Source organism: Arthrobacter sp. 260 (assembly GCF_013116745.1).
Classification (GTDB): domain Bacteria; phylum Actinomycetota; class Actinomycetes; order Actinomycetales; family Micrococcaceae; genus Arthrobacter_D.
The window spans coordinates 410,075-431,945 of record NZ_JABFOE010000001.1; the positions used below are offsets into that span (position 1 = coordinate 410,075).

At 65.0% G+C, this 21,871-nt stretch carries 20 protein-coding genes and 1 tRNA gene; 16 read left to right on the forward strand and 5 right to left on the reverse strand.

Annotation, left to right across the window (positions count from 1 at the left end; translation table 11 throughout):
- Positions 1–7: 7 nt before the first annotated feature.
- The gene (locus HMI57_RS01880) at positions 8–964 is read right to left on the reverse strand and encodes a YafY family protein (protein WP_171584189.1); all 957 of its coding nucleotides are present in this window, start codon (positions 962–964) and stop codon (positions 8–10) included.
- A 61-nt stretch (positions 965–1,025) separates the two neighbouring features.
- Here HMI57_RS01880 and HMI57_RS01885 point away from each other — a divergent pair, with 61 nt between their 5' ends.
- A complete protein-coding gene (locus tag HMI57_RS01885) occupies positions 1,026–1,601 on the forward strand; it encodes a DinB family protein (RefSeq protein WP_171584190.1) in 576 nt (191 codons plus the stop codon).
- 18 nt (positions 1,602–1,619) lie between these two features.
- On the opposite strand, the gene HMI57_RS01890 is transcribed toward HMI57_RS01885, so the two are convergent.
- Positions 1,620–1,692 (reverse strand) — tRNA-Arg (locus HMI57_RS01890).
- 163 nt (positions 1,693–1,855) lie between these two features.
- On the opposite strand from HMI57_RS01890, the gene argS reads away from it, so the two are divergent.
- The 9 genes from argS to HMI57_RS01935 all read left to right on the forward strand — a co-directional run bounded on the left by argS (position 1,856) and on the right by HMI57_RS01935 (position 13,899).
- Positions 1,856–3,505 (forward strand): arginine--tRNA ligase, encoded by a 1,650-nt coding sequence (gene argS / locus HMI57_RS01895; RefSeq protein ID WP_171584191.1) that lies wholly within the window; start codon positions 1,856–1,858, stop codon positions 3,503–3,505.
- 2 nt (positions 3,506–3,507) lie between these two features.
- A complete protein-coding gene (gene lysA / locus HMI57_RS01900; protein ID WP_171584192.1) occupies positions 3,508–4,977 on the forward strand; it encodes a diaminopimelate decarboxylase in 1,470 nt (489 codons plus the stop codon).
- A 34-nt stretch (positions 4,978–5,011) separates the two neighbouring features.
- On the forward strand, positions 5,012–6,346 hold the full coding sequence (locus tag HMI57_RS01905; RefSeq protein WP_171584193.1) for a homoserine dehydrogenase: 1,335 nt from the start codon (positions 5,012–5,014) through the stop codon (positions 6,344–6,346).
- Positions 6,347–7,474, forward strand: coding sequence for a threonine synthase (gene thrC, locus HMI57_RS01910; RefSeq protein ID WP_171584194.1), 1,128 nt, complete (start codon positions 6,347–6,349; stop codon positions 7,472–7,474).
- Complete coding sequence (thrB, locus tag HMI57_RS01915) at positions 7,467–8,483, forward strand: homoserine kinase (protein WP_318779113.1); 1,017 nt, start codon at positions 7,467–7,469, stop codon at positions 8,481–8,483. The genes thrC and thrB overlap by 8 nt, the downstream gene beginning before the upstream one ends.
- A 309-nt stretch (positions 8,484–8,792) precedes the next feature.
- Complete coding sequence (rho, locus tag HMI57_RS01920) at positions 8,793–11,042, forward strand: transcription termination factor Rho (RefSeq protein ID WP_171584195.1); 2,250 nt, start codon at positions 8,793–8,795, stop codon at positions 11,040–11,042.
- A gap of 151 nt (positions 11,043–11,193) precedes the next feature.
- On the forward strand, positions 11,194–12,270 hold the full coding sequence (prfA, locus tag HMI57_RS01925) for a peptide chain release factor 1 (RefSeq protein WP_171584196.1): 1,077 nt from the start codon (positions 11,194–11,196) through the stop codon (positions 12,268–12,270).
- A gap of 14 nt (positions 12,271–12,284) precedes the next feature.
- On the forward strand, positions 12,285–13,178 hold the full coding sequence (gene prmC, locus HMI57_RS01930; RefSeq protein ID WP_171584197.1) for a peptide chain release factor N(5)-glutamine methyltransferase: 894 nt from the start codon (positions 12,285–12,287) through the stop codon (positions 13,176–13,178).
- Between the two features lie 4 nt (positions 13,179–13,182).
- Positions 13,183–13,899 (forward strand): L-threonylcarbamoyladenylate synthase, encoded by a 717-nt coding sequence (locus HMI57_RS01935; protein WP_171584198.1) that lies wholly within the window; start codon positions 13,183–13,185, stop codon positions 13,897–13,899.
- On the opposite strand, the gene HMI57_RS01940 is transcribed toward HMI57_RS01935, so the two are convergent.
- Genes HMI57_RS01940 through HMI57_RS01950 form a run of 3 tightly spaced genes read right to left on the reverse strand, consistent with a single transcriptional unit; the run spans position 13,811 to position 16,693 of the window.
- A complete protein-coding gene (locus HMI57_RS01940; protein ID WP_171584199.1) occupies positions 13,811–14,803 on the reverse strand; it encodes an NAD-dependent epimerase/dehydratase family protein in 993 nt (330 codons plus the stop codon). The two genes, HMI57_RS01935 and HMI57_RS01940, sit on opposite strands and share 89 nt — an antisense overlap.
- A 2-nt stretch (positions 14,804–14,805) precedes the next feature.
- Positions 14,806–15,792, reverse strand: coding sequence for a glycosyltransferase (locus HMI57_RS01945; protein ID WP_171584200.1), 987 nt, complete (start codon positions 15,790–15,792; stop codon positions 14,806–14,808).
- A gap of 1 nt (position 15,793) precedes the next feature.
- On the reverse strand, positions 15,794–16,693 hold the full coding sequence (locus tag HMI57_RS01950) for a glycosyltransferase (RefSeq protein WP_171584201.1): 900 nt from the start codon (positions 16,691–16,693) through the stop codon (positions 15,794–15,796).
- A gap of 188 nt (positions 16,694–16,881) precedes the next feature.
- Here HMI57_RS01950 and HMI57_RS01955 point away from each other — a divergent pair, with 188 nt between their 5' ends.
- The 6 genes from HMI57_RS01955 to atpE all read left to right on the forward strand — a co-directional run bounded on the left by HMI57_RS01955 (position 16,882) and on the right by atpE (position 21,861).
- On the forward strand, positions 16,882–18,711 hold the full coding sequence (locus HMI57_RS01955) for a nucleoside-diphosphate sugar epimerase/dehydratase (protein WP_171584202.1): 1,830 nt from the start codon (positions 16,882–16,884) through the stop codon (positions 18,709–18,711).
- On the forward strand, positions 18,704–19,726 hold the full coding sequence (locus HMI57_RS01960; protein ID WP_171584203.1) for a glycosyltransferase family 4 protein: 1,023 nt from the start codon (positions 18,704–18,706) through the stop codon (positions 19,724–19,726). The genes HMI57_RS01955 and HMI57_RS01960 overlap by 8 nt, the downstream gene beginning before the upstream one ends.
- Positions 19,727–19,839: 113 nt before the next feature.
- Positions 19,840–20,349, forward strand: coding sequence for a hypothetical protein (locus HMI57_RS01965; protein ID WP_171584204.1), 510 nt, complete (start codon positions 19,840–19,842; stop codon positions 20,347–20,349).
- A 52-nt stretch (positions 20,350–20,401) separates the two neighbouring features.
- Positions 20,402–20,668: a hypothetical protein gene (locus HMI57_RS01970; protein ID WP_171584329.1), complete on the forward strand. Its 267-nt coding sequence runs from the start codon at positions 20,402–20,404 to the stop codon at positions 20,666–20,668.
- Between the two features lie 85 nt (positions 20,669–20,753).
- Entirely contained in the window at positions 20,754–21,575 is an 822-nt protein-coding gene (gene atpB, locus HMI57_RS01975; RefSeq protein ID WP_171584205.1) for a F0F1 ATP synthase subunit A, read from the forward strand.
- An 82-nt stretch (positions 21,576–21,657) separates the two neighbouring features.
- Positions 21,658–21,861, forward strand: coding sequence for an ATP synthase F0 subunit C (gene atpE / locus HMI57_RS01980; RefSeq protein ID WP_056548095.1), 204 nt, complete (start codon positions 21,658–21,660; stop codon positions 21,859–21,861).
- Positions 21,862–21,871 lie beyond the last annotated feature (10 nt).

Sequence of the window (21,871 nt, forward strand, 5' to 3'; positions counted from 1 at the left end):
AACCGGATCAGTCCCCGGCTGCCCCGCTCAGGCGGGCCGCCGCCAGCCGGGCACGCTCACGCATCTGCGGCGGGTCCAGGATCTCGAAGTCCAGTTCCAGCGCCACCAGGTGCATCAGGGGCCAATCGAGCGAATCGAACCCGGCGCGCATGATCGTGTGGCCGTCGCCGTCGCTCTGGAGCTCAGCCGTATCCGGTGAAATCTTTTGCGAGACATCGGCGATGTTCCCAGTGAGCCGGACCACGACGTCGTACTTGTAGGGGGACCGGGTAATTGACTGCTGGACGTACAGGGCGAGGTCCCGGGCAGGCAGCGGCCGGGGAGTGAAGCGGTCCCGCTGGGCGGGTACTGACTGGCAGCGGTCCACCCGGAACGTCCGCCAGTCCTCGCGGGTGGCATCCCACGCCACCAGGTACCAGCGGCGACCGGTGTCGACCAGCCGGTAAGGCTCGACGATCCGGCGTGATGATTCACCGTCTTGACGGGCATACCTGAAGACGACTGTGCGACGCTCGGTGATCGCTGCGGAGAGCGCGGTGAGAATTTCGGGCCGCACCGGTGTGCTGACCGCCGCCATCCGGGTGACGGCGTTGCGCAGGCCGGCAAACCGGGGGCGTAGCCGGCCCGGCAGGACCTGTTCCAGTTTGGTGAGCGCCCGTACGGAGGCCTCGCCGATGCCCGCCACGGGGCTCGCCGTGACGGCGCTGAGGCCGAGCGCGACAGCGAGGGCTTCGTCGTCGTCGAGTAGCAGCGGGGGCAGCTGGGCGCCTGCCCCGAGCTGGTACCCGCCAGCGATCCCCGGGGAAGCGTGGATGGGGTAGCCCAGAGTGCGGAGCTTGCCGATGTCGCGGCGCACCGTGCGCTCAGTGACATCCATCCTGTCGGCCAGGGCGGAGCCGGTCCATTCACGGCGCAGCTGAAGCAGCGACAGTAATTGCAGCAGCCGGGCCGAGGTTTCCAACATGTACCCAAAATACTCTCCAACCAGGTCAGAAGCTGTCCTCAATCGCTCCTACCCTGAGTCCATGGACATCACTAAGGAACTGACAGACCAGCTGCGGTGGCATTGGGAGCACCAGGCCCGCCCCCGGCTGGACGGTTTGAGCGATGAGGAGTACTTCTGGGAGCCGGTGGACGGCTGCTGGAGTGTGCGGCCCCGGGGGACGGGGACAGCCGCCCTCCAGGTGGGAAGTGGTGCGTTCACCATTGATTTCGAGATTCCCGAACCAAGCCCAGCGCCGGTCACCACGATTGCCTGGCGGATGGGGCATCTGATGGTGGGGGTGCTGGGGTCGCGGGTAGCCTCGCACTTCGGCGGGGAGCCCATCGACTACCCGTCCTTCGACTACCCGGGATCCGCTCAGCAGGCGCTGGAGCAGCTGGACAGCCTCTATGAGCAGTGGATAGCCGGGGTATCGCAGCTCGACGCAGCAGGAATCGACCGGCCGGTGGGACCAGCTGAACACGAGTTCGCCGCCTGGCCGATGGGGTCGCTCGTCCTCCACATCAACCGTGAAATGATCCACCACCTGGCGGAGATTGCCCTGCTGAGGGATCTGTACGCGGCCCCCTTAAAGCAGTCAACCCCCGGATTTCAGTGAGATCCGGGGGTTGTTCTGTGCCCTCGATAGGATTCGAACCTACGACCTTCTGCGCCGGAGGCAGACGCTCTATCCCCTGAGCTACGAAGGCGTGGAACCGGTCATACCGGCCCCGTAATTGGGACTCATTGAGCTTAGCAGGGAAGCACCCCCTGACGAAAACCCCCTGTTCCCGGTCCCCCCGGGTGAGGGGGACCGGGCCGGGGAGGCGTCACAGAAATGGCCCCAGCGGTGAGCCCCGTTATGCTGGACGGGTGACTCCTGAAGAACTATCTGCTGCCATCTCCTCATGCCTCAAAGACGCCGTCGCCGCTGGCGAATTCGACGTCGAGCTTCCCTCTGAGGTGCGGGTGGAGCGACCCCGGAGCCGGGAGCACGGGGACTGGGCCACCAACATCGCCCTCCAGCTGTCCAAGCAGGCGGGAATGAACCCCCGGGAGTTCGCCCAGATCCTCAGCAGTCGCCTGGAGCAGATCGACGGCGTCAAGACCGTCGCGATCGCCGGTCCCGGCTTCCTCAACATCACCCTCGACGCCGCAGCCGCTGGCGAACTTGCCCGGTCCATTGTCGAAGCGGGCGCCACTTACGGCAACAGCGGGTTGATGGCGGGCACCAAGATCAACCTGGAATTTGTCTCGGCGAACCCCACAGGCCCCATCCACCTGGGCGGCACCCGGTGGGCCGCCGTCGGCGACGCACTGGCCCGGCTGTTCCAGTCCCAGGGCGCGGCAGTGACCCGGGAGTACTACTTCAATGACCACGGCGCGCAGGTGGAGCGGTTCGCCCGCTCGCTGTGGGCCAGTGCCAAGGGCGAGCCGTCCCCGGAGGACGGCTACGGCGGAGCCTACATTGACGACATCGCCGCCCGCGTCCTGGTCCTCGACCCTGCCATCCTGGACCTGCCGCAGGACGAATCGGTCGAGCGGTTCCGCGAACTGGGTGTGGATCTGATGTTCTCTGACATCAAGAAGTCCTTGCATGACTTCGGCGTCGACTTCGACGTGTACTTCCACGAGCACTCGCTCTTCCAGGACGGGTTCGTCGAGGGGCTGCTGGAGAAGCTGAAGACCTCGGGGAACCTGTACCTCGAAGACGGCGCGTGGTGGCTGCGGTCCACCGAGTTCGGCGACGACAAGGACCGCGTGGTCATCAAGTCCGACGGCGCCCCCGCTTACATCGCTGGCGACATCGGCTACTTCGTCAACAAGCGCCAGCGGGGCTTCGACCTGAACATCATCATGCTCGGTGCCGACCACCACGGCTATGTGGCCCGGCTCAAGGCCGCAGCGGCCGCGCTCGGCGATGACCCCGACACTGTCGAGGTGCTGATCGGCCAGATGGTCAACCTGATGAAGGACGGTGCCCCGGTCCGGATGTCCAAGCGGAACGGCACCGTCGTCACCCTTGAGGACCTGGTCGACGCCGTCGGTGTGGACGCCGCCCGGTACACCCTGGCGCGCTTCTCCGCGGACTCGAACATCGACATCGACCTTGACCTGCTCACCCGGCGGACCAACGACAACCCGGTGTTCTACGTGCAGTACGCCCATGCCCGGACCCACGCGGTGGGGCGCAATGCCGTAGCCGCCGGAGTGGACACCAGCGCGTTCGACGCCTCCGAACTCAGCCACCCCACCGAGGGTGAACTGCTCGCGGCGCTCGGCCAGTTCCCTGGCATGGTGGCGCAGGCCGCGGCGTTCCGGGAACCGCACCGGGTGGCCCGCCACATCGAGGTCATCGCCGGCACCTACCACCGCTGGTACGACGCCTGCCGGATCGCGCCGCTGGGCGACGAACCGGTCACCGATCTGCACCGCACCCGGCTCTGGCTGAACAACGCCACGCAGCAGGTTCTCGCCAACGGCCTGGGGCTGCTCGGCGTCTCCGCGCCGGAGCGGATGTGAGCATGGGAACCGAAGCGGTCAGCCTGTCCACACCCTCGCCGCTGGCCCCCGCCTGGCTGAGTTATCCCGACGACGTCAACCGGCTCGACCCTGCCCTCTGGGCGAAGGACGTGAGCCGAACCGGTGAGGAACTCTCCATCGGCGGGATCGCGGTGAGCGCGCTCGCCGCCGAGTTCGGCACCCCGCTGTTCGTCGTGTCCGAGGATGATTTCCGGTCGAGGGCCCGCAGCTTCAAGGACGCGTTCGACGCCGCCTTCGCTGACCTCGGCGGGGGAGTGGACGTCTACTACGCCGGCAAGTCGTTCCTCTGCACCGAGATTGCGCACTGGGCGGCGGAGGAGGGCCTGCGCCTGGATACCTGCTCGGCCGGGGAACTGGCGATCGCCATGCGGGCCGGCATCCCCGGTGAGCACCTGAGCCTGCATGGGAACAACAAGTCCGATGCCGCCCTCCGCCGCGCGCTGGACCTGAACCTGGGCCGCATCGTCGTGGACAGCCTGCCCGAGCTGGAGCAGGTCGCCGCCCTCGCCGCCTCCCTCAACACCACAGCGAACGTGATGCTCCGGCTCACCCCGGGCGTGCACGCCTCCACCCACGAGTTCATTGCCACCGCCCACGAGGACCAGAAGTTCGGTCTGTCACTCGCCGGTGGACCCGCAGGACAGGGCACAGACGAGGCGGGCACCTCCCCGGCAGCGCAGGCAGTCGCGGCGGCGCTGGGGCACGAGTCGATCAACCTGCTGGGCGTCCACTGTCACATCGGCTCGCAGATCTTCGAGCCCGAGGGCTTCGAGCTCGCCGCCCGCAGGCTGCTTGCCTTCCTTGGCCAGGTCCGAGACCTCCATGGGCGGGAACTGCCCGAACTGGACCTGGGCGGCGGCTACGGCATCGCCTATACCGAGGTCGACGCCCCCCGCCCGCCAGCCGAGATCGCGACGGCGATGGCCGACGTCGTACGCGCCACCTGCGCGGAACTCGGTCTGGCCGTGCCCCGGATCTCGATCGAACCGGGCCGGGCCATCGTCGGGTCAACCACTTTCACCCTGTACACGGCCGGTATTACCAAAACGGTCAGGGTCGACGTCGACGGCGACACCCAGCCACGGCGTTACGTATCGGTGGATGGAGGGATGAGCGATAACCCCCGCCCAGTCCTCTACGACGCCAACTACTCGGCGGCCCTCGCGTCGCGGACATCCGTCGCGGACCCCGTGCTGTCACGCGTGGTCGGGATGCACTGCGAAAGCGGCGACATCGTGGTCAGGGACGTCTATCTGCCTGAGGACACCGGTGCGGGCGACCTGCTGGCGGTCCCCGGGACGGGCGCCTACTGCTGGGCGCTGTCGAGTAACTACAACTGGGTCGGCAGGCCTCCCGTCGTGGCGGTCCGGGATGGGCAGGCACGGCTGATCGTGCGCGGCGAAACCGAGGATGACATCCTGGCCCGGGATATCACTCGCACCACCAACTGATTGCAGGAGCGACACAATTTCACCTGATACAGACTTGTTCTCACCAGCCCTTTCGACGCTGAAGATCGCCCTGCTGGGCTGCGGCAACGTCGGCTCGCAGGTGGCGCGGATCCTCCTCGAAGATGCCGACGCGCTGGCCGCGCGGACCGGTGCACGGCTGGAACTGACCGGTATTGCGGTCCGGAACCTCGACGCCCCGCGTGACGTCGACCTGCCGCGCGAACTCTTCACCACCGACGCCGAGTCGCTGGTGGAGGGCGCCGACATTGTGATCGAACTGATGGGCGGCATCGAGCCCGCGCGGTCATTGATCCTGCGCTCCATTGACCACGGCGCCACGGTGGTCAGCGGCAACAAGGCGCTACTGGCGCTCGACGGGCCCACCCTCTACGAGAAGGCCGACGCCGCCAGGGTCCAGCTGTCCTATGAGGCAGCGGTGGCCGGCGCTATCCCGATCCTGCGCCCCATCCGGGACAGCCTCTCCGGCGACCGCATCACCCGGGTGCTCGGAATCGTCAACGGCACCACCAACTTCATTCTCGACCAGATGGACACCACCGGCGCACAGTTCGACGACGCCCTGGCCGAAGCCCAGCGCCTCGGTTACGCCGAAGCCGACCCTACTGCGGACGTGGAGGGGCACGACGCCGCGGCGAAGGGCGCCATCCTGGCGTCCCTGTCCTTCCACACCCGGTTTGCCCTGGAGGATGTCTACTGCGAGGGCATTACCAAGGTGACAGCCGACGATATTGCCGCAGCCAAGGATGCCGGGTTTGTCATCAAGTTGCTGGCCATTGCCGAACTCCTGCCCCGCGACGACGTTGACGGCGCCGGTTCCCAGGGCGTCAGCGTCCGGGTGCACCCCACCCTGCTGCCCCGTGACCACCCGCTGGCAGCTGTCCACGGTGCGTTCAACGCGGTCTTCATCGAAGCTGAGAACGCCGGCGAACTGATGTTCTACGGCCAGGGCGCCGGAGGCACCCCCACCGCCTCGGCCGTGCTGGGCGACGTCGTCAGCGCGGCACGCCGGATGGTGCTCGGGGGCCCCGGGCGCACTGAAACCACCACCGGGCACGTGCCCTCGATGAGTATCGACTCAGTCAAAACCAGCTACTCGATCGGCCTCGAGGTGGCGGACCAGCCGGGTGTGCTGGCCCGGATCGCCCAGCTGTTCGCCGAGCAGGGCGTCTCGATCGAGACCATGCGGCAGAATATTCATCCAGCCGGCACGCCGGGGGACGCCACCGCTGAACTGCGCATCGTCACCCACCGCGCCACCGAGGCCGCACTGGCCACTACCGTCCAACATATCCAGGACCTCGCCGTGATCAATTCGGTGACGAGCGTCCTTCGAGTGGAAGGAGCCTAAGTGGCTCACCAATGGCGCGGCGTTATCCGCGAGTACGCCGACCGTCTGCCAGTCACCGAGTCCACCGAGGTCATCACCCTGGGTGAAGGCGGGACCCCCCTGGTTCCCGCCAAGGCACTCTCCGAACTGACCGGTTCCCAGGTCTTCCTCAAGGTTGAGGGGATGAATCCGACCGGGTCCTTCAAGGACCGGGGGATGACGATGGCGATCACCGCAGCGATCGAGGCCGGGGCCAAGGCAGTGGTGTGCGCCTCGACTGGGAACACCTCTGCCTCAGCGGCAGCCTATGCCACCCAGGCGGGCATCACCTGCGCTGTTCTGGTGCCGGACGGCAAGATCTCGATGGGCAAGCTGAGTCAGGCCATCGCTCATGGAGCAGAACTGCTTCAGGTGAACGGCAACTTCGACAACTGCCTCGACGTCGCCCGCAAACTCGCCGAGGCGTACCCGGTGTTCCTGGTCAACTCAGTCAATCCAGCGCGGATCGAAGGCCAGAAGACTGGAGCCTTCGAGGTGGTGGATGTCCTGGGCGACGCCCCCGACTATCACCTGCTTCCGGTCGGCAACGCCGGCAATATCACTGCGTACTGGAAGGGCTACAAGGAATACGCGGAGCCCTACTCCAACCCCCACCTCATCGGCGACAGCACTGTGCTCCCACCCGTCTCCACCAAACGGCCCATCATGTGGGGCTTCCAGGCCGAGGGCGCCTCGCCCCTGGTGAAGGGACACCCGGTAACCGAGCCCGACACCATCGCCACGGCCATCAGGATCGGCAACCCCGCCTCCTGGGACCAGGCGATTGCCGCCCGGGATGAATCCGGTGGCTTGATCGAAGCAGTCACCGACGAGGAAATCCTCGACGCACACCGCTGGCTGTCCGCACGCGAGGGTGTCTTCGTGGAACCAGCCTCCGCGGCCGGAGTCGCCGGGCTGCTGAAGAAGCATGCCGCGGGAGAGGCGCCCGTCGGCAAGACCATTGTCATCACCGTGACCGGCCACGGACTCAAGGACCCCCAGTGGGCGCTGAAAGCCGCCGACGGATCCGACGTCGAGCCCACGAAGGTGGATTTCGACGTCGTCAGCGTCGCGACCGCTCTGGGACTCGAGGGCACAGCGGGTGAGTGACCGGGTTCCCGTGTACTCCACCGAGATCGACCCCTCGCCGGTGCCCGCCCGCCTCGTTGCTGCTGGTCAGGACGTTACCATCCGGGTGCCAGCGACCAGCGCAAACCTCGGCCCCGGGTTCGACACGCTGGGACTGGCCGTATCGCTTTTTGACACGGTCAGGGTACGAACCAACACCAGCGGCATTGTGTCGGTCAGGGTTACCGGCGAGGGGGCGGACAGCCTCCCCACCGATGGCAACCACCTCGTGGCGCGGACCCTGCTGGAAACCCTCGATCGCGCAGGATACGGCTGCCCGGGTCTTGAGCTGGAAACCGAAAACCTGATCCCTCACGGACGGGGGCTGGGCTCCTCGGCGGCAGCGATCGTCACCGCCGTGCTGGGAGCCAACTTCCTGCTCCCGGACGCCGCACGGATGGCACCACCTGCCCTCCTCCAGCTGTGTTCCACCCTGGAGGGTCACCCCGACAACGTAGCGCCGGCACTGGTGGGTGCACTCGCCATCTCCTGGGAAACCGGGAGGGTCTTTCACAGCACCCGCGTCCCCGTGCATCCGTCAATCATTCCGATAGCTGCGGTCCCGTCGACCAGCCTGTCGACGGAAAGCGCGAGGGCGTTGCTGCCGACCTCGGTGTCCCACGCCAGTGCCGCAGCCAATGCCGGCCGTGCGGCGCTCCTGATTGACGCGCTGTCCCGTGAGCCTGAGTTCATCCTGGATGCCACCCAGGACGAACTGCACCAGGACTACCGGGCGCAGGCGATGCTTCCCAGCGCCACCCTGATGCGCCAGCTCAGGGCCCAGGGATTCCCGGCAGTCATTTCCGGTGCCGGGCCAACGGTGATGACTCTCGCCGTCGGCGAGGCGCAAGCGACGGCCGCCGAGCAGGCGATCAGGTCACTGACGGCGGACCCAGACAATGCAGATTCAGGCGCCCAATGGCGCGTCCTTAGGCTGACCGTTGCCCCTGAGGGTGCTAAACTGGTGGTGCACCAACGGAATGAATCGTGACCTATTGGTTCGCTGTTCAACTGAGTGCTTCTGCTGATCTGGCCGTCATTTTCTTTTGACCGCCGCAAAACTGCATGGTTTTCAGCAGTCGCATCACCTCCGGTGTAACCTCCCAGGAACGTATGAGCATCACCGGTTTGAACTTAAACCGAAAGCCTACTTACTTCCGAAGGTTCCTAGCACGCACGGCCAGGCCGGACTCTACCGGCAGGACCGAACCCGATCCGCCAGTTCTTCTAACGGTGGCAGGGCTAACCAAACGCGGTCCACATCAGAGTTGGACCGCCCGACGAGGGGGAAGGATCCTTCGTGACTGAAACCACTGACCTGATATCAGGTGTGGACACATCAAACGCCGGCGCAGCCGACGCTCCCGCTTCCAAAAGCTCCGGCCTTGCCGGGCTGAAGCTCGCCCAGCTCCAGGCGCTTGCCGGCCAGTTGGGCATCACTGGCGGTTCCAGGATGCGCAAGGGCGACCTGGTCTCGGCTATCTCCGATCATCAGCGTGGCTCCGCGGTCGCAGACCGCCCCAAGGACGCAGCTCCCAGCGATGCCAGCGCATCCGAGTCGGAGGCCAGCCAGTCAAATGGCTCGACCCGCTCGTCGCGCCGTGCATCCAGCAGGACCGCGAGCACCGACATCGAGAGCCAGGACAGCGACGGTGCTGCACAGGAGCAGACCGAGCGTCCATCGCGCACCCGGAACCGCAACCGACGCGCCGGATCCGATGGCGTCGTCAGCCTGCCCACCTCCGAGGCTCCCCAGCCGGAAGCTGCTGAAGCATCTGCCGACGATGCCCAGAACGGCAGCAGCGACACGAACGGCCGCGAGAACACTGGCCGGGACAATGGCGGCGAACGTGGCCGTGGCCGCGCTCCCCGCGAGAACCGCCGTGGACGCCGCGGCGAAGAGCGTGCCGACAACTCAGTGAACGAGTCCTCGGAGACGGCGTCGCAAGACGATTCGTCGCGCTCGGACCGTAACAACGCCGACCGGAACACCTCGGACCGGAACAATCAGGGCGCGGGCGAGTCGAACGAGACCTCCGAGCAGAATGATGCGAACGGCCGCAATGACCGTGGCGGACGGAACCGGAACGACAACCGGACTGATTCCAGCGACAACCGGAACAACGGCAACGACAACCGGAGCAACGGCAACGAGACCCGGGGCAACGACAACCGGGACGACGACAGCCGTGGCCGTGGCCGGAACCGCCGCAACCGCAACTCCCGCGACGACAACGGAAGCGGCAACGACCGCGGAAATGATCGCGGCAACGACCGTGGGAATGACCGGGGCAACGACCGCAGCAGCCGGTTCCGCGACCGCAACGACCGGAATGACCGTCGTCGGAACCGCAACCAGAACCCCGAGGTCGACGACGTCGAGGTCACTGACGACGACGTCCTGCTGCCCGTAGCGGGCATCCTGGACGTCCTGGAAAACTACGCGTTCGTGCGGACTTCCGGCTACCTTCCCGGCCCCAACGACGTCTACGTTTCCCTGGCACAGGTCAAGAAGCACAACCTGCGCAAGGGCGACGCAGTGGTGGGCGCCATTCGTGCCCCCCGCGACGGCGAGAACCAGAACAACACCCGCCAGAAGTTCAACGCGCTGATCCGCGTCACCTCGGTGAACGGCAAGCCAGCCGAGGACCTCAAGGACCGGGTCGAGTTCGCCAAGCTGGTTCCGCTGTACCCAACCGAGCGCCTGCGCCTTGAGACGGAGGCCAAGAAAATTGGCCCTCGCGTCATCGACCTTGTGGCGCCGATCGGCAAGGGCCAGCGTGGCCTGATCGTCTCGCCACCCAAAGCTGGCAAGACGCTCATCCTGCAGGCAATCGCCAACGCGATCACCATCAACAATCCTGAGGTCCACCTCATGATGGTGCTGGTTGACGAACGTCCCGAGGAAGTCACCGACATGCAGCGCACTGTCAAGGGTGAGGTTATTGCCTCCACCTTCGACCGTCCGGCTGATGACCACACCACTGTCGCCGAACTGTCCATCGAGCGCGCCAAGCGTCTCGTGGAAATGGGGATGGATGTGGTGGTCCTGCTCGACTCGATGACCCGACTGGGCCGCGCCTATAACCTCGCAGCCCCAGCATCCGGACGCATCCTCTCCGGCGGCGTCGACTCGGCAGCGCTCTACCCGCCGAAGCGCTTCTTCGGTGCGGCACGCAACATCGAGAACGGTGGCTCGCTCACCATTCTCGCCACCGCGCTCGTCGAGACCGGGTCCAAGATGGACGAGGTCATCTTCGAGGAGTTCAAGGGCACCGGCAACATGGAGCTGCGCCTGTCCCGGAACCTCGCTGACAAGCGGATCTTCCCGGCCGTCGACGTCAACGCGTCGGGTACCCGTCGTGAAGAGAAGCTGCTGTCCCCGGACGAGGTCAAGATCATGTGGAAGCTGCGCCGTGTCCTTTCCGGACTGGGCGAACAGCAGTCACTTGAACTGCTGACCAACAAGATCCGGGAAACCCAGTCGAACGTCGAGTTCCTGATGCAGGTCCAGAAGACCACCTTGGGTTCCAAGAACGACGACGACTAGCAAGCCACCCGTCGCCCACGCTCCTCCGGTCCGCCGGATGGAGCGTGGGCGGCTCTGGTTAACCAAACGAGTCGACAGAAGTGACAGGTTTTCGGGCCGGTTTCGGTTATAGCTGTTGAAATAGAAATTGTTCGAAAGAGGTATTTCCCAAATGTTTGAGTCGATCCAGAACCTGCTCGACGAGCACGCCGAGCTGCAGCTCAGGCTCTCCGACCCGGCAGTGCACTCTGACCAGGTGCTGGCCCGCAAGCTCGGCCGCAGGTACGCCGAGCTGAGCAGTATTGTCGACGCGCACACCAAGTGGGAAGCGCTGAAGGACGATCTCGAAGCAGCCCAGGAAATGGCCGACGATCCGGAGTTCGCTGCCGAGGTTCCGGTCCTTGAGGAACAGCTCGCTGCCGCGCAGGAGCGGCTGCGCCGGTTGCTCATCCCGCGCGACCCCAACGACAGCCGGGACGTCATCATCGAGGTCAAGGGTGGCGAAGGCGGCGACGAGGCGGCACTGTTCGCCGGCGACCTGCTCCGCATGTACACCCGGTATGCGGAGACCCGCGGCTGGAAGACCGAGATCATCTCGGCCAACGAGTCCGACCTGGGCGGCTACAAAGACGTCCAGATGGCCATCAAGGGATCCTCCAACGACCCGGGCGAGGGCGTCTACGCCCGCCTGAAGTTCGAGGGCGGGGTGCATCGCGTGCAGCGCGTCCCGGTGACGGAGTCGCAGGGCCGAATCCACACCTCCGCTGCGGGCGTGCTGATCCTGCCCGAGGTGGATGAGCCTGAGGAAGTGGAGATCAGCCAGAACGACCTCAAGATCGATGTCTACCGGTCGTCCGGTCCGGGCGGCCAGTCGGTGAACACCACCGACTCTGCGGTCCGTATTACCCACCTTCCCACCGGAATTGTCGTGGCGATGCAGAACGAGAAATCCCAGCTGCAGAACCGCGAGGCGGGCATGCGGGTGCTCAGGTCCCGGATCCTGGCACACCAGCAGGCACAGATCGATGCGGCGAACTCGGATATCCGGAAGTCGCAGATCCGTACCATGGACCGCTCCGAGCGGATCCGTACCTACAACTATCCCGAAAACCGCATCGCCGATCACCGTACCGGGTACAAGGCCTACAACCTTGACGCAGTCATGAACGGTGACCTTGAAGCAGTGATCCAGGCGGGCATCGAGATGGATGAACAGTCACGGCTTGACGCAATCGGCGAGGACGACTGAACACCCACCGCCCCATGACCGATCGGACCTCCGTCGAAGAGACGCTAGAGGATGCACTGGCGCGAGCCACTGACCTACTGGCCGACGCAGGGGTGCCCAGCCCGAGGGCGGATGCCCATCTGCTGGCAGCACACCTGTTGGGCGAGCCGGTGGGGCGAGTCAAGACCATGGCGCTCCTCGGTGCGCCAGCCCCGGCAGGCTACTTTGAGCTGGTGGCGGAGCGTGCGCTGAGGGTGCCGCTCCAGCACATCACCGGCATTGCCTACTTCCGGCGGCTGGAGCTGGCGGTCGGCCCGGGGGCCTTCATTCCCCGCCCGGAGACGGAGTCAGTGGCGCAGTTGGCGATCGATCACGCGCTCACGCTGCGCCGACCCCGGGTGGTTGACCTGGGGACCGGCAGCGGCGCCATCGCCGCAGCCATCGCCGACGAGGTGCCCGGCGCGGACGTCTACGCGGTCGAGTACAGCCCGCTGGCCCACGCGTGGGCCGAACGAAATCTTCTCCCACGGTCAGTGACATTGATTCTTGGCGACCTGCGGGACGCTCTGGGGGAGGAGGACGGGACGTTCGACGTCGTCGTGTCTAACCCGCCCTACATTCCCTCCGAAGCAGTACCCCGGGAGCCTGAGGTGGCTGACCACGACCCGCATATCGCGCTTTACGGCGGTGGCAGGGACGGACTCGAACTACCCTGGGCTGCGGCGCTCAGCGCGGCACGGCTGCTGGTGCCCGGTGGCTATTTCGTGATGGAACATGCTGAGGTTCAGGCCCCGGCGATCGCGGCGCTGTTGCGGGCCGACCCCCGCTGGGACACAGTCCTCACCCATCAAGACCTCACCGGACGGGACCGCTCCACCTCGGCCGTCCGCACCGAATACGCCAATCCTGGCGCACCAGTGAAAGAATAAATTAGTGACCACCAGCTACGACTGTTCCGACCCAGCCCAGCGAAGCGAGGGGTTGGCCCATGCCCAGCGCGCCGTCGCTGCCAATCAGTGCGTGGTGGTCCCCACCGACACGGTGTACGGGATCGCCGCCGATGCGTTCTCACCCCAGGCCGTGGCCACCCTGCTGGCATCCAAGGGGCGGGGGCGGAGCATGCCGCCACCTGTTCTGATCCCTCGCATCCAGACCGTGGACGGCTTGGCCACCGACGTCCACCCCGACGCACGGAAGCTCGCCGAGGCGTTCTGGCCTGGGGGATTGACCCTCATCTTCCGTGCGCAGCCGTCACTGACCTGGGACCTTGGGGACACGATGGGCACCGTTGCCCTGCGCATGCCTGATGACCGGTTGGCGCTTGACCTATTGACCCTGACCGGGCCGTTGGCGGTTTCATCAGCCAACCGGACGGGTTCGCCGGCCGCAACTACCGGCGCGGAGGCCTATGCCCAGTTGGCCGACTCGGTTGAGGTGTACCTTGAGGGCGGGCCACGGAGTGGCACCGCTTCAACAATCGTCGACGCAACGGGAGAGGACCTGCTGGTGGTGCGCTCCGGCAGCATCAGCCTTGCCCAGCTGCAGGAGGTTGTCCCGGGGGTCAGGGAACCTGGCGCGCCTGACGGTCCCGGCGCTTCCTCGGACGGCCCTGACGTTGCCGGGACCCAGCAGCCTCCAGCACCCCGCTGACCCGGTGTTCCACCCGGATGTCGTGGGCTTCGGCCCACCCCGGGGCTTGCGCCTGACCGAACCACATCAGCTCTACCCGACGCAGACTGCCATGCAGCCGTTCACCGAGCAGCGCTGAGACCCGGTAGCCCACCCGAAGGATGAAACGGCACAGGGACCGCGGCAATACGATCGGGGTGCCTCCCACCGCCTCCAGTACAGAGCGGACAGTCATTCCTTCGCCGGGCTGGAGGATGACCGCCGGAAGTGGTCCGGCAAAAGTGCCCGCCTGAACCACATAGTCGGCAAGGGACTCCACCGACGTGACCGGGGTGCTTGCGGTTCCGGGTGCGGCCACCGAGGCGAAGGGTGATGCCGCCAACCTGGCGAGTGCAGCGGTCGTCGGCCGGCCTGCGCCCTGCACGGAGGTGGCGCGGATCACCACCGGGTGCATTCCTTCGAACCTACCCTGGCTAGCTGTGAGACGAAGTGCTTCCTCGCCGAGCGCCTTGCTCCGGGAGTAGGCCGAAAACGGCGCCAGATCGGAGGACTCGTCGAGAATCTCCCGGTGACCCTGGACCGCTGCACTGCTGAGGTGGATCAACCGCTCCACCTGAGCCTCCGAGCAGGCGTAGGCAAGGACGGCGGGGAGGAGTGCGTTGGCTCCGCGGAGTTCAGCCGTGTCAGCACCCCGTGGAGCGGCGACGCCGGCGGCATTGACCACTACCGACGCGCCAGCCAGCGCAGCGGCGAGATCGGTTACCGCCGGGTGGCGTGCTGCCTCATCGATGATCTGCACGGCGGATATGGCATCGCTGGTCAGGCGGGGCGCTGGGAGAGCCGTCACGTCCAGCCCCGCATCCTGCGCGGCGCGGAGCACGGCCGAGCCCACAAACCCGGTGGCGCCGACAATCACCCACTGCATCGTCAGTTCTTCTCCCTCAGCAACTCGGACCTCTCCGGGCGCCCGGCAAGGGGTGTCAGTGGCGGCATAGGCTGCCAGGCCGGATCCGTGAGGATGTCCCGCGACTCCCGCCATCCCCGCCAGAGCGGTGCCAGCCCCGTGAGAGAGTGCTCGACGGCCACCAGCCGGAGCACTTCCTTGGCGGCGGTCAGGAGGGTGCCCAGACCAAACCCCCACCGGTTGAACCTGCCGTTGACCCTGAGGTAGCGCGCCAGGTGTCCCCGGTTTCGCATGCCGCAGTAGCGGCCCAGATCATTGGAGTCATTAAGGTGCCTGACGCCGAGGTCAATCTGTTTCTGGGGCCGTGCCTTTTTCAGCACGTACTCGTTGATGTACACCACCGGCTCTGACTGGGCGATCAACCAGCCGTAGGTGGTGTCATCACCGTTAAGGAAGAACCGGGGATCGGGGAGACCCACGCGGCGCACCACATCGGCGTGGACCAGCATTCCTTCGAAGCACCCTACGTTGGTGTGAAATACGCGGCTGTGGCGGAACACGTTGCCGTGGACCGGGAAGTGCACGCCGAGAAAGGCGTTGAACTGGTGCTGCCAGAAGAACGGCTTGCCCAGGTGGTCGTATCGGCGCCCGTGAAGGCAGCGGTAGGTCTCCATCTGCGGCTGGAATGCTGCGAGTGCGCCGGGGAGCACCTCGACGTCGTCGTCCATCAGCCAGAGCCATTCGGCACCCTCGGCGAGTGCCCGCTCCGCCCCGGCCGAGAAACCGCCGGATCCTCCAACGTTCTTCTGTAGCCGATGGTGAATCAGCGGCACCGGGAGGTTCGCCTGGGCAATGACCTCTTCCGTGTCGTCGGTACTCGCATTATTGACCACAATGACGTTCTCCGGTGCCGGATCCATCTGCGCGATGGTTTCGAGCAGGACCCGCAGATAGCCCGCGCGATTGAAGGTGGTGACCACCACTGTCACTGCTGATTCTGGGACTGTCATCTCAGAATCCCTGGTCCGATGGGGGCCCGAAACCGCGTCCGCGTACCCCGGTGGCGTAGGCCCTGAACCAGTCGGCGAACCCGCGCGGATCGCGATGCTTCAGGAAGTACAGCGGGTAGCCCACGCCGTCGGCGATCAGGGACTTCACCCGGCCATACCGGCGCGTCAGATAACCACGGTTGCGGAAGTAGTAGAAACGCTTGAACGCCGTCTCGGGGACAAGCACGTGCAGCCGGTCGCCGAGCACCTGGTGCGTTTCCGCCCACCCCGGAGGGTGGCTTAGCGCAACGGTGGTCACCGTACCGAACGGAATGCCGGCTCGTCGCAGCCGCAGCATGAAATCCGTCTCATCCCCGCGGATGAACAGGCGCAGATCGGGAAGCCCCACCCGGAAGAACACCTCGGTGCGGATCAAGGCGCCGTTGAAGAACTGGCCCACGTCCCTGATGATCCCGAGCTTTTCGACCTCTGCACGGTCGTGGACCGAACGGCCCGCCAGCCGGAAGGGAAAGGACAGCCGGGTCGGCTCGCCGGGGGCGACAATCAGGGGTACGACGACGTCGAGGCCCTCCGCCTTCGCGGCTGCCAGCAGGGTAGCGAGGGCTTCCGGGTCCTCGGGGTGGGCGTCGTCGTCCATGATCCAGACCCACTCTGCGCCGCTGGCCATCGCGGACAGGATGGCCAGGGAGAACCCGCCAGCACCGCCAAGGTTACTCAGGGAGCGGATGTAGTTCACCGGTGCGTCGGAGGCGATGGCGATGGACTCGATATCCTTGGTTCCCGAGTCAACCAGCGCCACCGAGGTGAGCGGCACGCTCTGTTGGGACAGTGCCAGCAGGAGGGTACGCAGGTCGTCGGGGCGGTCAAATGTTACTGCCGCAACGGCCACGGTATCCTGCAAAACAGTCCTTTCCGGTCCACTCACAACACGCCTCAAAAGCGGTCAGGGCCGGGTAGTGCGGTTAGTATTCTCGGGTAGGGAGAGTCTATTACACCAGCACGAGCTGATATTTTGCCGTGAGGACTCACCGCTTGCAGTGAGGACTCCTCTGCACGATTGCCATGACCGCCGAGCCGTTGTTAGGAACCATGAAACTCGCTGACAGCGCGGATCCAGCCCGGGAAGGGCCGGATGACCGCAGCACGACGCGGTCGGAGAAGCCGACGCTCTGGCTCTGGTCGCAGTACATTTTCGATTCGGTGGCCTGGGTGGTCGCGATTCTGCTGGCCCTGGTACTCCGGTACGAGCTGCTGATCAACCAGATCAACATCACCGGGGTGGTGGTGTTCTGTGCGGTGGCCCTCGCTGCCCAGCTGGCAGTTGGTCTGAGCTTCGCCCTCTATCGCGGCCGGTATAGCTTCGGCAGCTTCCACGAGGCGCGACTCCTGGTGATCGTCACAGTCATCGTCTCGGTGATTCTGCTCCTGGTCAGTGTCGCCTTCTTCTCGATCATCGAGATTCCACGCAGCATCGGCATTATTGCCTTCCCGTTCGCTTGCATGTTCATGGCCTCCACCCGGTATCTCAAACGCATGTTCGTTGAGAGCAAGGCCAAACCCGGTGAGGATGCGCAACGGACCCTCATCTATGGAGCCGGGTTCTTGGGCAGTTCGCTGGTGGGACGGATGATCCAGGACCGTGACTCGCCGTATTTCCCGGTGGGCCTGATCGACGACGATCCCGCCAAGAAGCACCTCCGCCTTGCCACGGTCCCTGTGTTGGGCCGGATCGAGGACCTCCCCAGCATCATCGCCCGCACCCGGGCATCGGTGCTGGTGATCGCGTTCGCCGACGTCGAAGCCTCCCAGGTGCGCCGGGTGTCCGATCTGGTGGCCGGAATGAACATCAGGGTCCTGGTCCTGCCGCCTCTCCGGGACATGCTCGCGACCGAAGGGTCCGGGGCAGGGTTCTCCGATTTTCGGGAGGTAGCGGTTGAGGACCTCATCGGGCGCCGACCCGTGGACATCCACGCCGACGAGGTCGCCGGGTACATCACCGGCAAGAAGGTGCTGGTCACCGGCGCCGGCGGATCGATCGGATCCGAGCTGTGCCGTCAGCTCGCGCAGTTCAACCCCGCCGAGCTCATCATGCTGGATCGCGACGAAACCGGACTGCAGTCCACCCAGCTCTCCATGACGGGGCGCGGACTGTTGACCGGCAAGGACACCGTGTTGGCAGACATTCGCGACGCCGACACGCTCCGGGCCATCTTCGAGGAACGCAAACCCGAGGTAGTGTTCCACGCGGCCGCCCTCAAGCATGTGTCGCTGCTTGAGCAGTACCCGGAGGAAGCCTGGAAGACCAACGTCCTGGGCACCCAGAACGTGCTCAACGCGGCCAAGGCCGCTGGCGTGACCCATTTCGTGAACATCTCCACCGACAAGGCGGCGAACCCCACCAGCGTGCTGGGACACTCGAAGCGGGTTGCCGAGAAGCTCACCGCCTGGCAAGCCACCCAGACCTCCAACAGCTACGTCTCGGTCCGGTTCGGCAACGTGATCGGCAGCCGGGGCTCGATGCTTCCCCTCTTTACCGAGCAGATCAGGGTGGGCGGACCCATCACCGTGACCGACCCCGAGGTCACCCGGTACTTCATGACCATCCCCGAGGCCTGCCAGCTGGTGATCCAGGCCGGAGCCATCGGCCGCCCCGGAGAGGTACTGATCCTGGATATGGGCGAGGCCGTCAAGATCCTCGACGTCGCGCAGCGGATGATCGCGATGTCGGGCAAGGACATCGAAATAGTCTTCACCGGGCTGCGGCCTGGGGAGAAGATGCATGAGGAACTGGTCGGTTTCGGGGAGGACGGCTCCCGTCCGCTGCATCCGAAGATCTCGCACACCAACGTATCGATTCTCGACCCCGGACAGCTGAACCTGCTCGACTGGAAACGCAAGGGCGGGATCCTCGATGCTTGAGTTGCAGCTGGCCCTGGTGGTCGGCGCTTCGCTGGTCCTCAGTGCCGTCCTACCCTTCGTCCTCAAACCGGTCCTGGCGAAGCTCGGGGTGCTGGACATCCCCAATGAGCGGTCCTCACATACAACGGTGGTGATCCGCGGAGTGGGGATCACCGTAGCGGTCGGTATTGCCGCAGGGTTGGCGCTCTCCCTCGCCGTCGGGCTGGTGGCCGTGGACCGCTCGCTGATCGTGATCATCCTGGCGATGCTTTCCGCTGCCGCGTTGCTCGGCTGGATCGAGGATTACCGGGGGATCTCGATCAAGGTGCGGGCAGTGTTGCAACTGATGATCGGTGCGGTGGGGACCGCAGCGTTGGCGTGGACCATCGGCCAGAGCTTCTGGTGGGTTCCGGTGGGCGCGCTGGCGGTGGCCGCGTACATCAATGCGGCAAACTTCATGGATGGCATCAACGGCATCTCCGGTCTACACGGAGTCGCGGTTGGCGCCTTCTACGCGGTCGCCGGGATGCTCAGCGACCAGCTCTGGCTAGTGGTTGCCGGCCTGGTGGTGGCGGCCGCCTTTGCCGGGTTCCTGCCCTGGAACCTGGGCAGGGGGTTCGTGTTCCTCGGCGACGTGGGCAGTTACCTGCTGGGCGCCTCGATCGCGGCGATAGCTGTCACCGGCCTGCTGGCGGGGGTGTATCTGGAGTATCTACTCTCGCCGGTACTGATCTACCTCGCCGACACCTTCACCACCTTCCTGCGTCGTCTCCGCGCCGGGGATCGCTGGTACGTCTCCCATCGGGAGCACGTGTACCAGCGTCTGACCGACGTCGGCCTGACCCACATCCAGTCGGCCCTCGTGGTTACCGGCTGTTCGGTGCTCACCGGTGCTGCCGGATTCGCTGCGGCGACCTCTCCGCCACTGATGGCCGTCGCGTTCTCCCTTCTGGCCGCCGGGGTGGTAGTGCTTTACCTCTACTCACCACGTCTGCTGGCCGGCCGTGTCCGGGCCTCCGGTAGGTTGCCTGGGTAAGCGGGGTGAACCCCGATTTCTATTTACTGTAGAATTGATACGCAGTCCGCGGCAGATGAAGCGCGGCTTGAGTCGGGGACTTCCCTCACATCGAATCTACGGACGGATTCCCTATGAGCACACCTGACGCCCCGCGCGTCGGAGCCCCCCGCGGCACTGCCCACCCCGCGGCCGACCCATCGGGGTCACTCTGGCTCGGCATATTGAAGAAGTGCACCCTCGTCGCCACAGGGGCCATCGTGCTCGCCGCTGGTGTCGCCGCGATTTTTTCTGGCTCCAACGCAGCTTTCAGTGCCGTCTTCGGTTACGCGCTAGTCGTAGCCTTCTTTGGAATCAGCCTGGCGATCGGCCACTTCGCCGGCCGCAGCAACCCCTCGGGAGCTATGGGCCTATTCGTTGTCACCTATGCGATCAAGGTGGTGGGCTTCGCCGTCGCCCTCTTCGTCCTCGGTACCCCACCCTGGCTCGACCGGAACTGGTTCTTTGGTGCCGCCGTCGGAACGGTGATCTTGTGGCAGGTGGTTGAGGTCTACGCATTCTCGAAGGCGCGCCACCAGTTGTACAACGACCCGGTTCCCACCCAGCCAGCAACCAGCCCGTCTGCCGGTGACGACCGTGGCTGAGAATTCAGTGAACGGCCCCCAGCAGGATCCCTCATCGAGCAACGACGACGACGTGCGCGGCCCCTACGGCGAGGGCGGCTATAACGCCGGAATAGCTGTCTTCAGCTACATAATTGGCGGGATCATCGTCTGGAGTTTGATAGGCTGGGGCCTGGACAACCTCCTGGGAACGCAATGGATCGTGCTCGCAGGAGGTCTCTTGGGTGCAGCCGGGGGTTTCTACCTCTCCCACATGCATAACCTCACCCGCCAAGGTACAACTGATCCCGGTTCGACGCCGAGGGACAGCAGCGGGAAGGCTGGGGATAGCCCGAAGTGATGTCGGAAAACTTAACGAGTCGGAGCAGTGATTCTATGCCCGATCAGAATATGCCCAATGATGGACACTGCAGAGAGGAAACGCGTTGATCGCGCTTGCGCTCCCGGCCACTACGACGGACGAGGGTTTCGTACCCCCTACTATCAGCGACACCCACTATCCGAACATCCTCCCTTGGGGCGGTGAATACGGCATTTGGTTCGAGGCTGGCTTCGGCAAGCAAATGCTGATGATCATCCTCTCGGTGGTCTTGATCTCGACGTTCTTCCTGATCGCTTCCCGCAAGGGCAAGATGGTCCCCGGCAAGATGCAGTTCCTGGGCGAAATGTCCTATGGCTTCGTCCGCAACTCGGTCGGCAAGGACATTATCGGCGGCAAAGACTTCATGAAGTATGTGCCGTGGCTGTTCACTGCATTCTTCTTCATCATCGTCAACAACCTCTTCGGAGCGATTCCGGGCCTGCAGCTCCCAAGCTTCTCCCACCCGGGTAGCGCCTATGCCATTGCGGCAATCTTCTACATCCTCTGGGTAGGAATCGGCATCCAGAAGCACGGGTTGCGCTACTTCAAGCTCGCAGTCGTCCCTTCCGGTGTCCCCTGGTACATCCTGCCGATCGTGGTTCCCATCGAGATCATCTCGAACTTCCTGGTCCGCCCGGTTACCCACTCCCTCCGACTCTTCGCCACCATGCTTGCCGGTCACCTGATCGTGATGCTCGCTGGAAGCGCGATTGAGTTCATGGCAACGAGCGGAAGCATCCTGCTTGCAGGAACTTCGGTCCTCGTCCTGGGTGGCGCACTGGCCATGTACATGCTTGAAATCCTCATCATGGTGCTCCAGGCGTACGTATTCACGCTTCTGGCAGCCATCTACATCGAAGGCGCTCTCAACGCCGACGCCCACTAATTCACCACATAGATAAAGACTTCCCCGTTGGGGATGATCCCAAACAACCTGCCGCAGGAAGCGGCATCTTGAAAGGAACAAAATGGACGGCAATCTCAACCTCGTAGGTTACGGTCTCTCCGCAATTGGCGGCGGTATCGGTGTAGGACTCGTCTTCGCGGCGTACATCAACGGCGTCGCCCGTCAGCCTGAGGCACAGCGCGTTCTCCAGCCCATCGCATTCCTGGGTCTGGCTCTGACCGAAGCACTCGCCATCCTTGGTCTGGTCTTCGCCTTCGTTCTCTAGTAGAACGCAA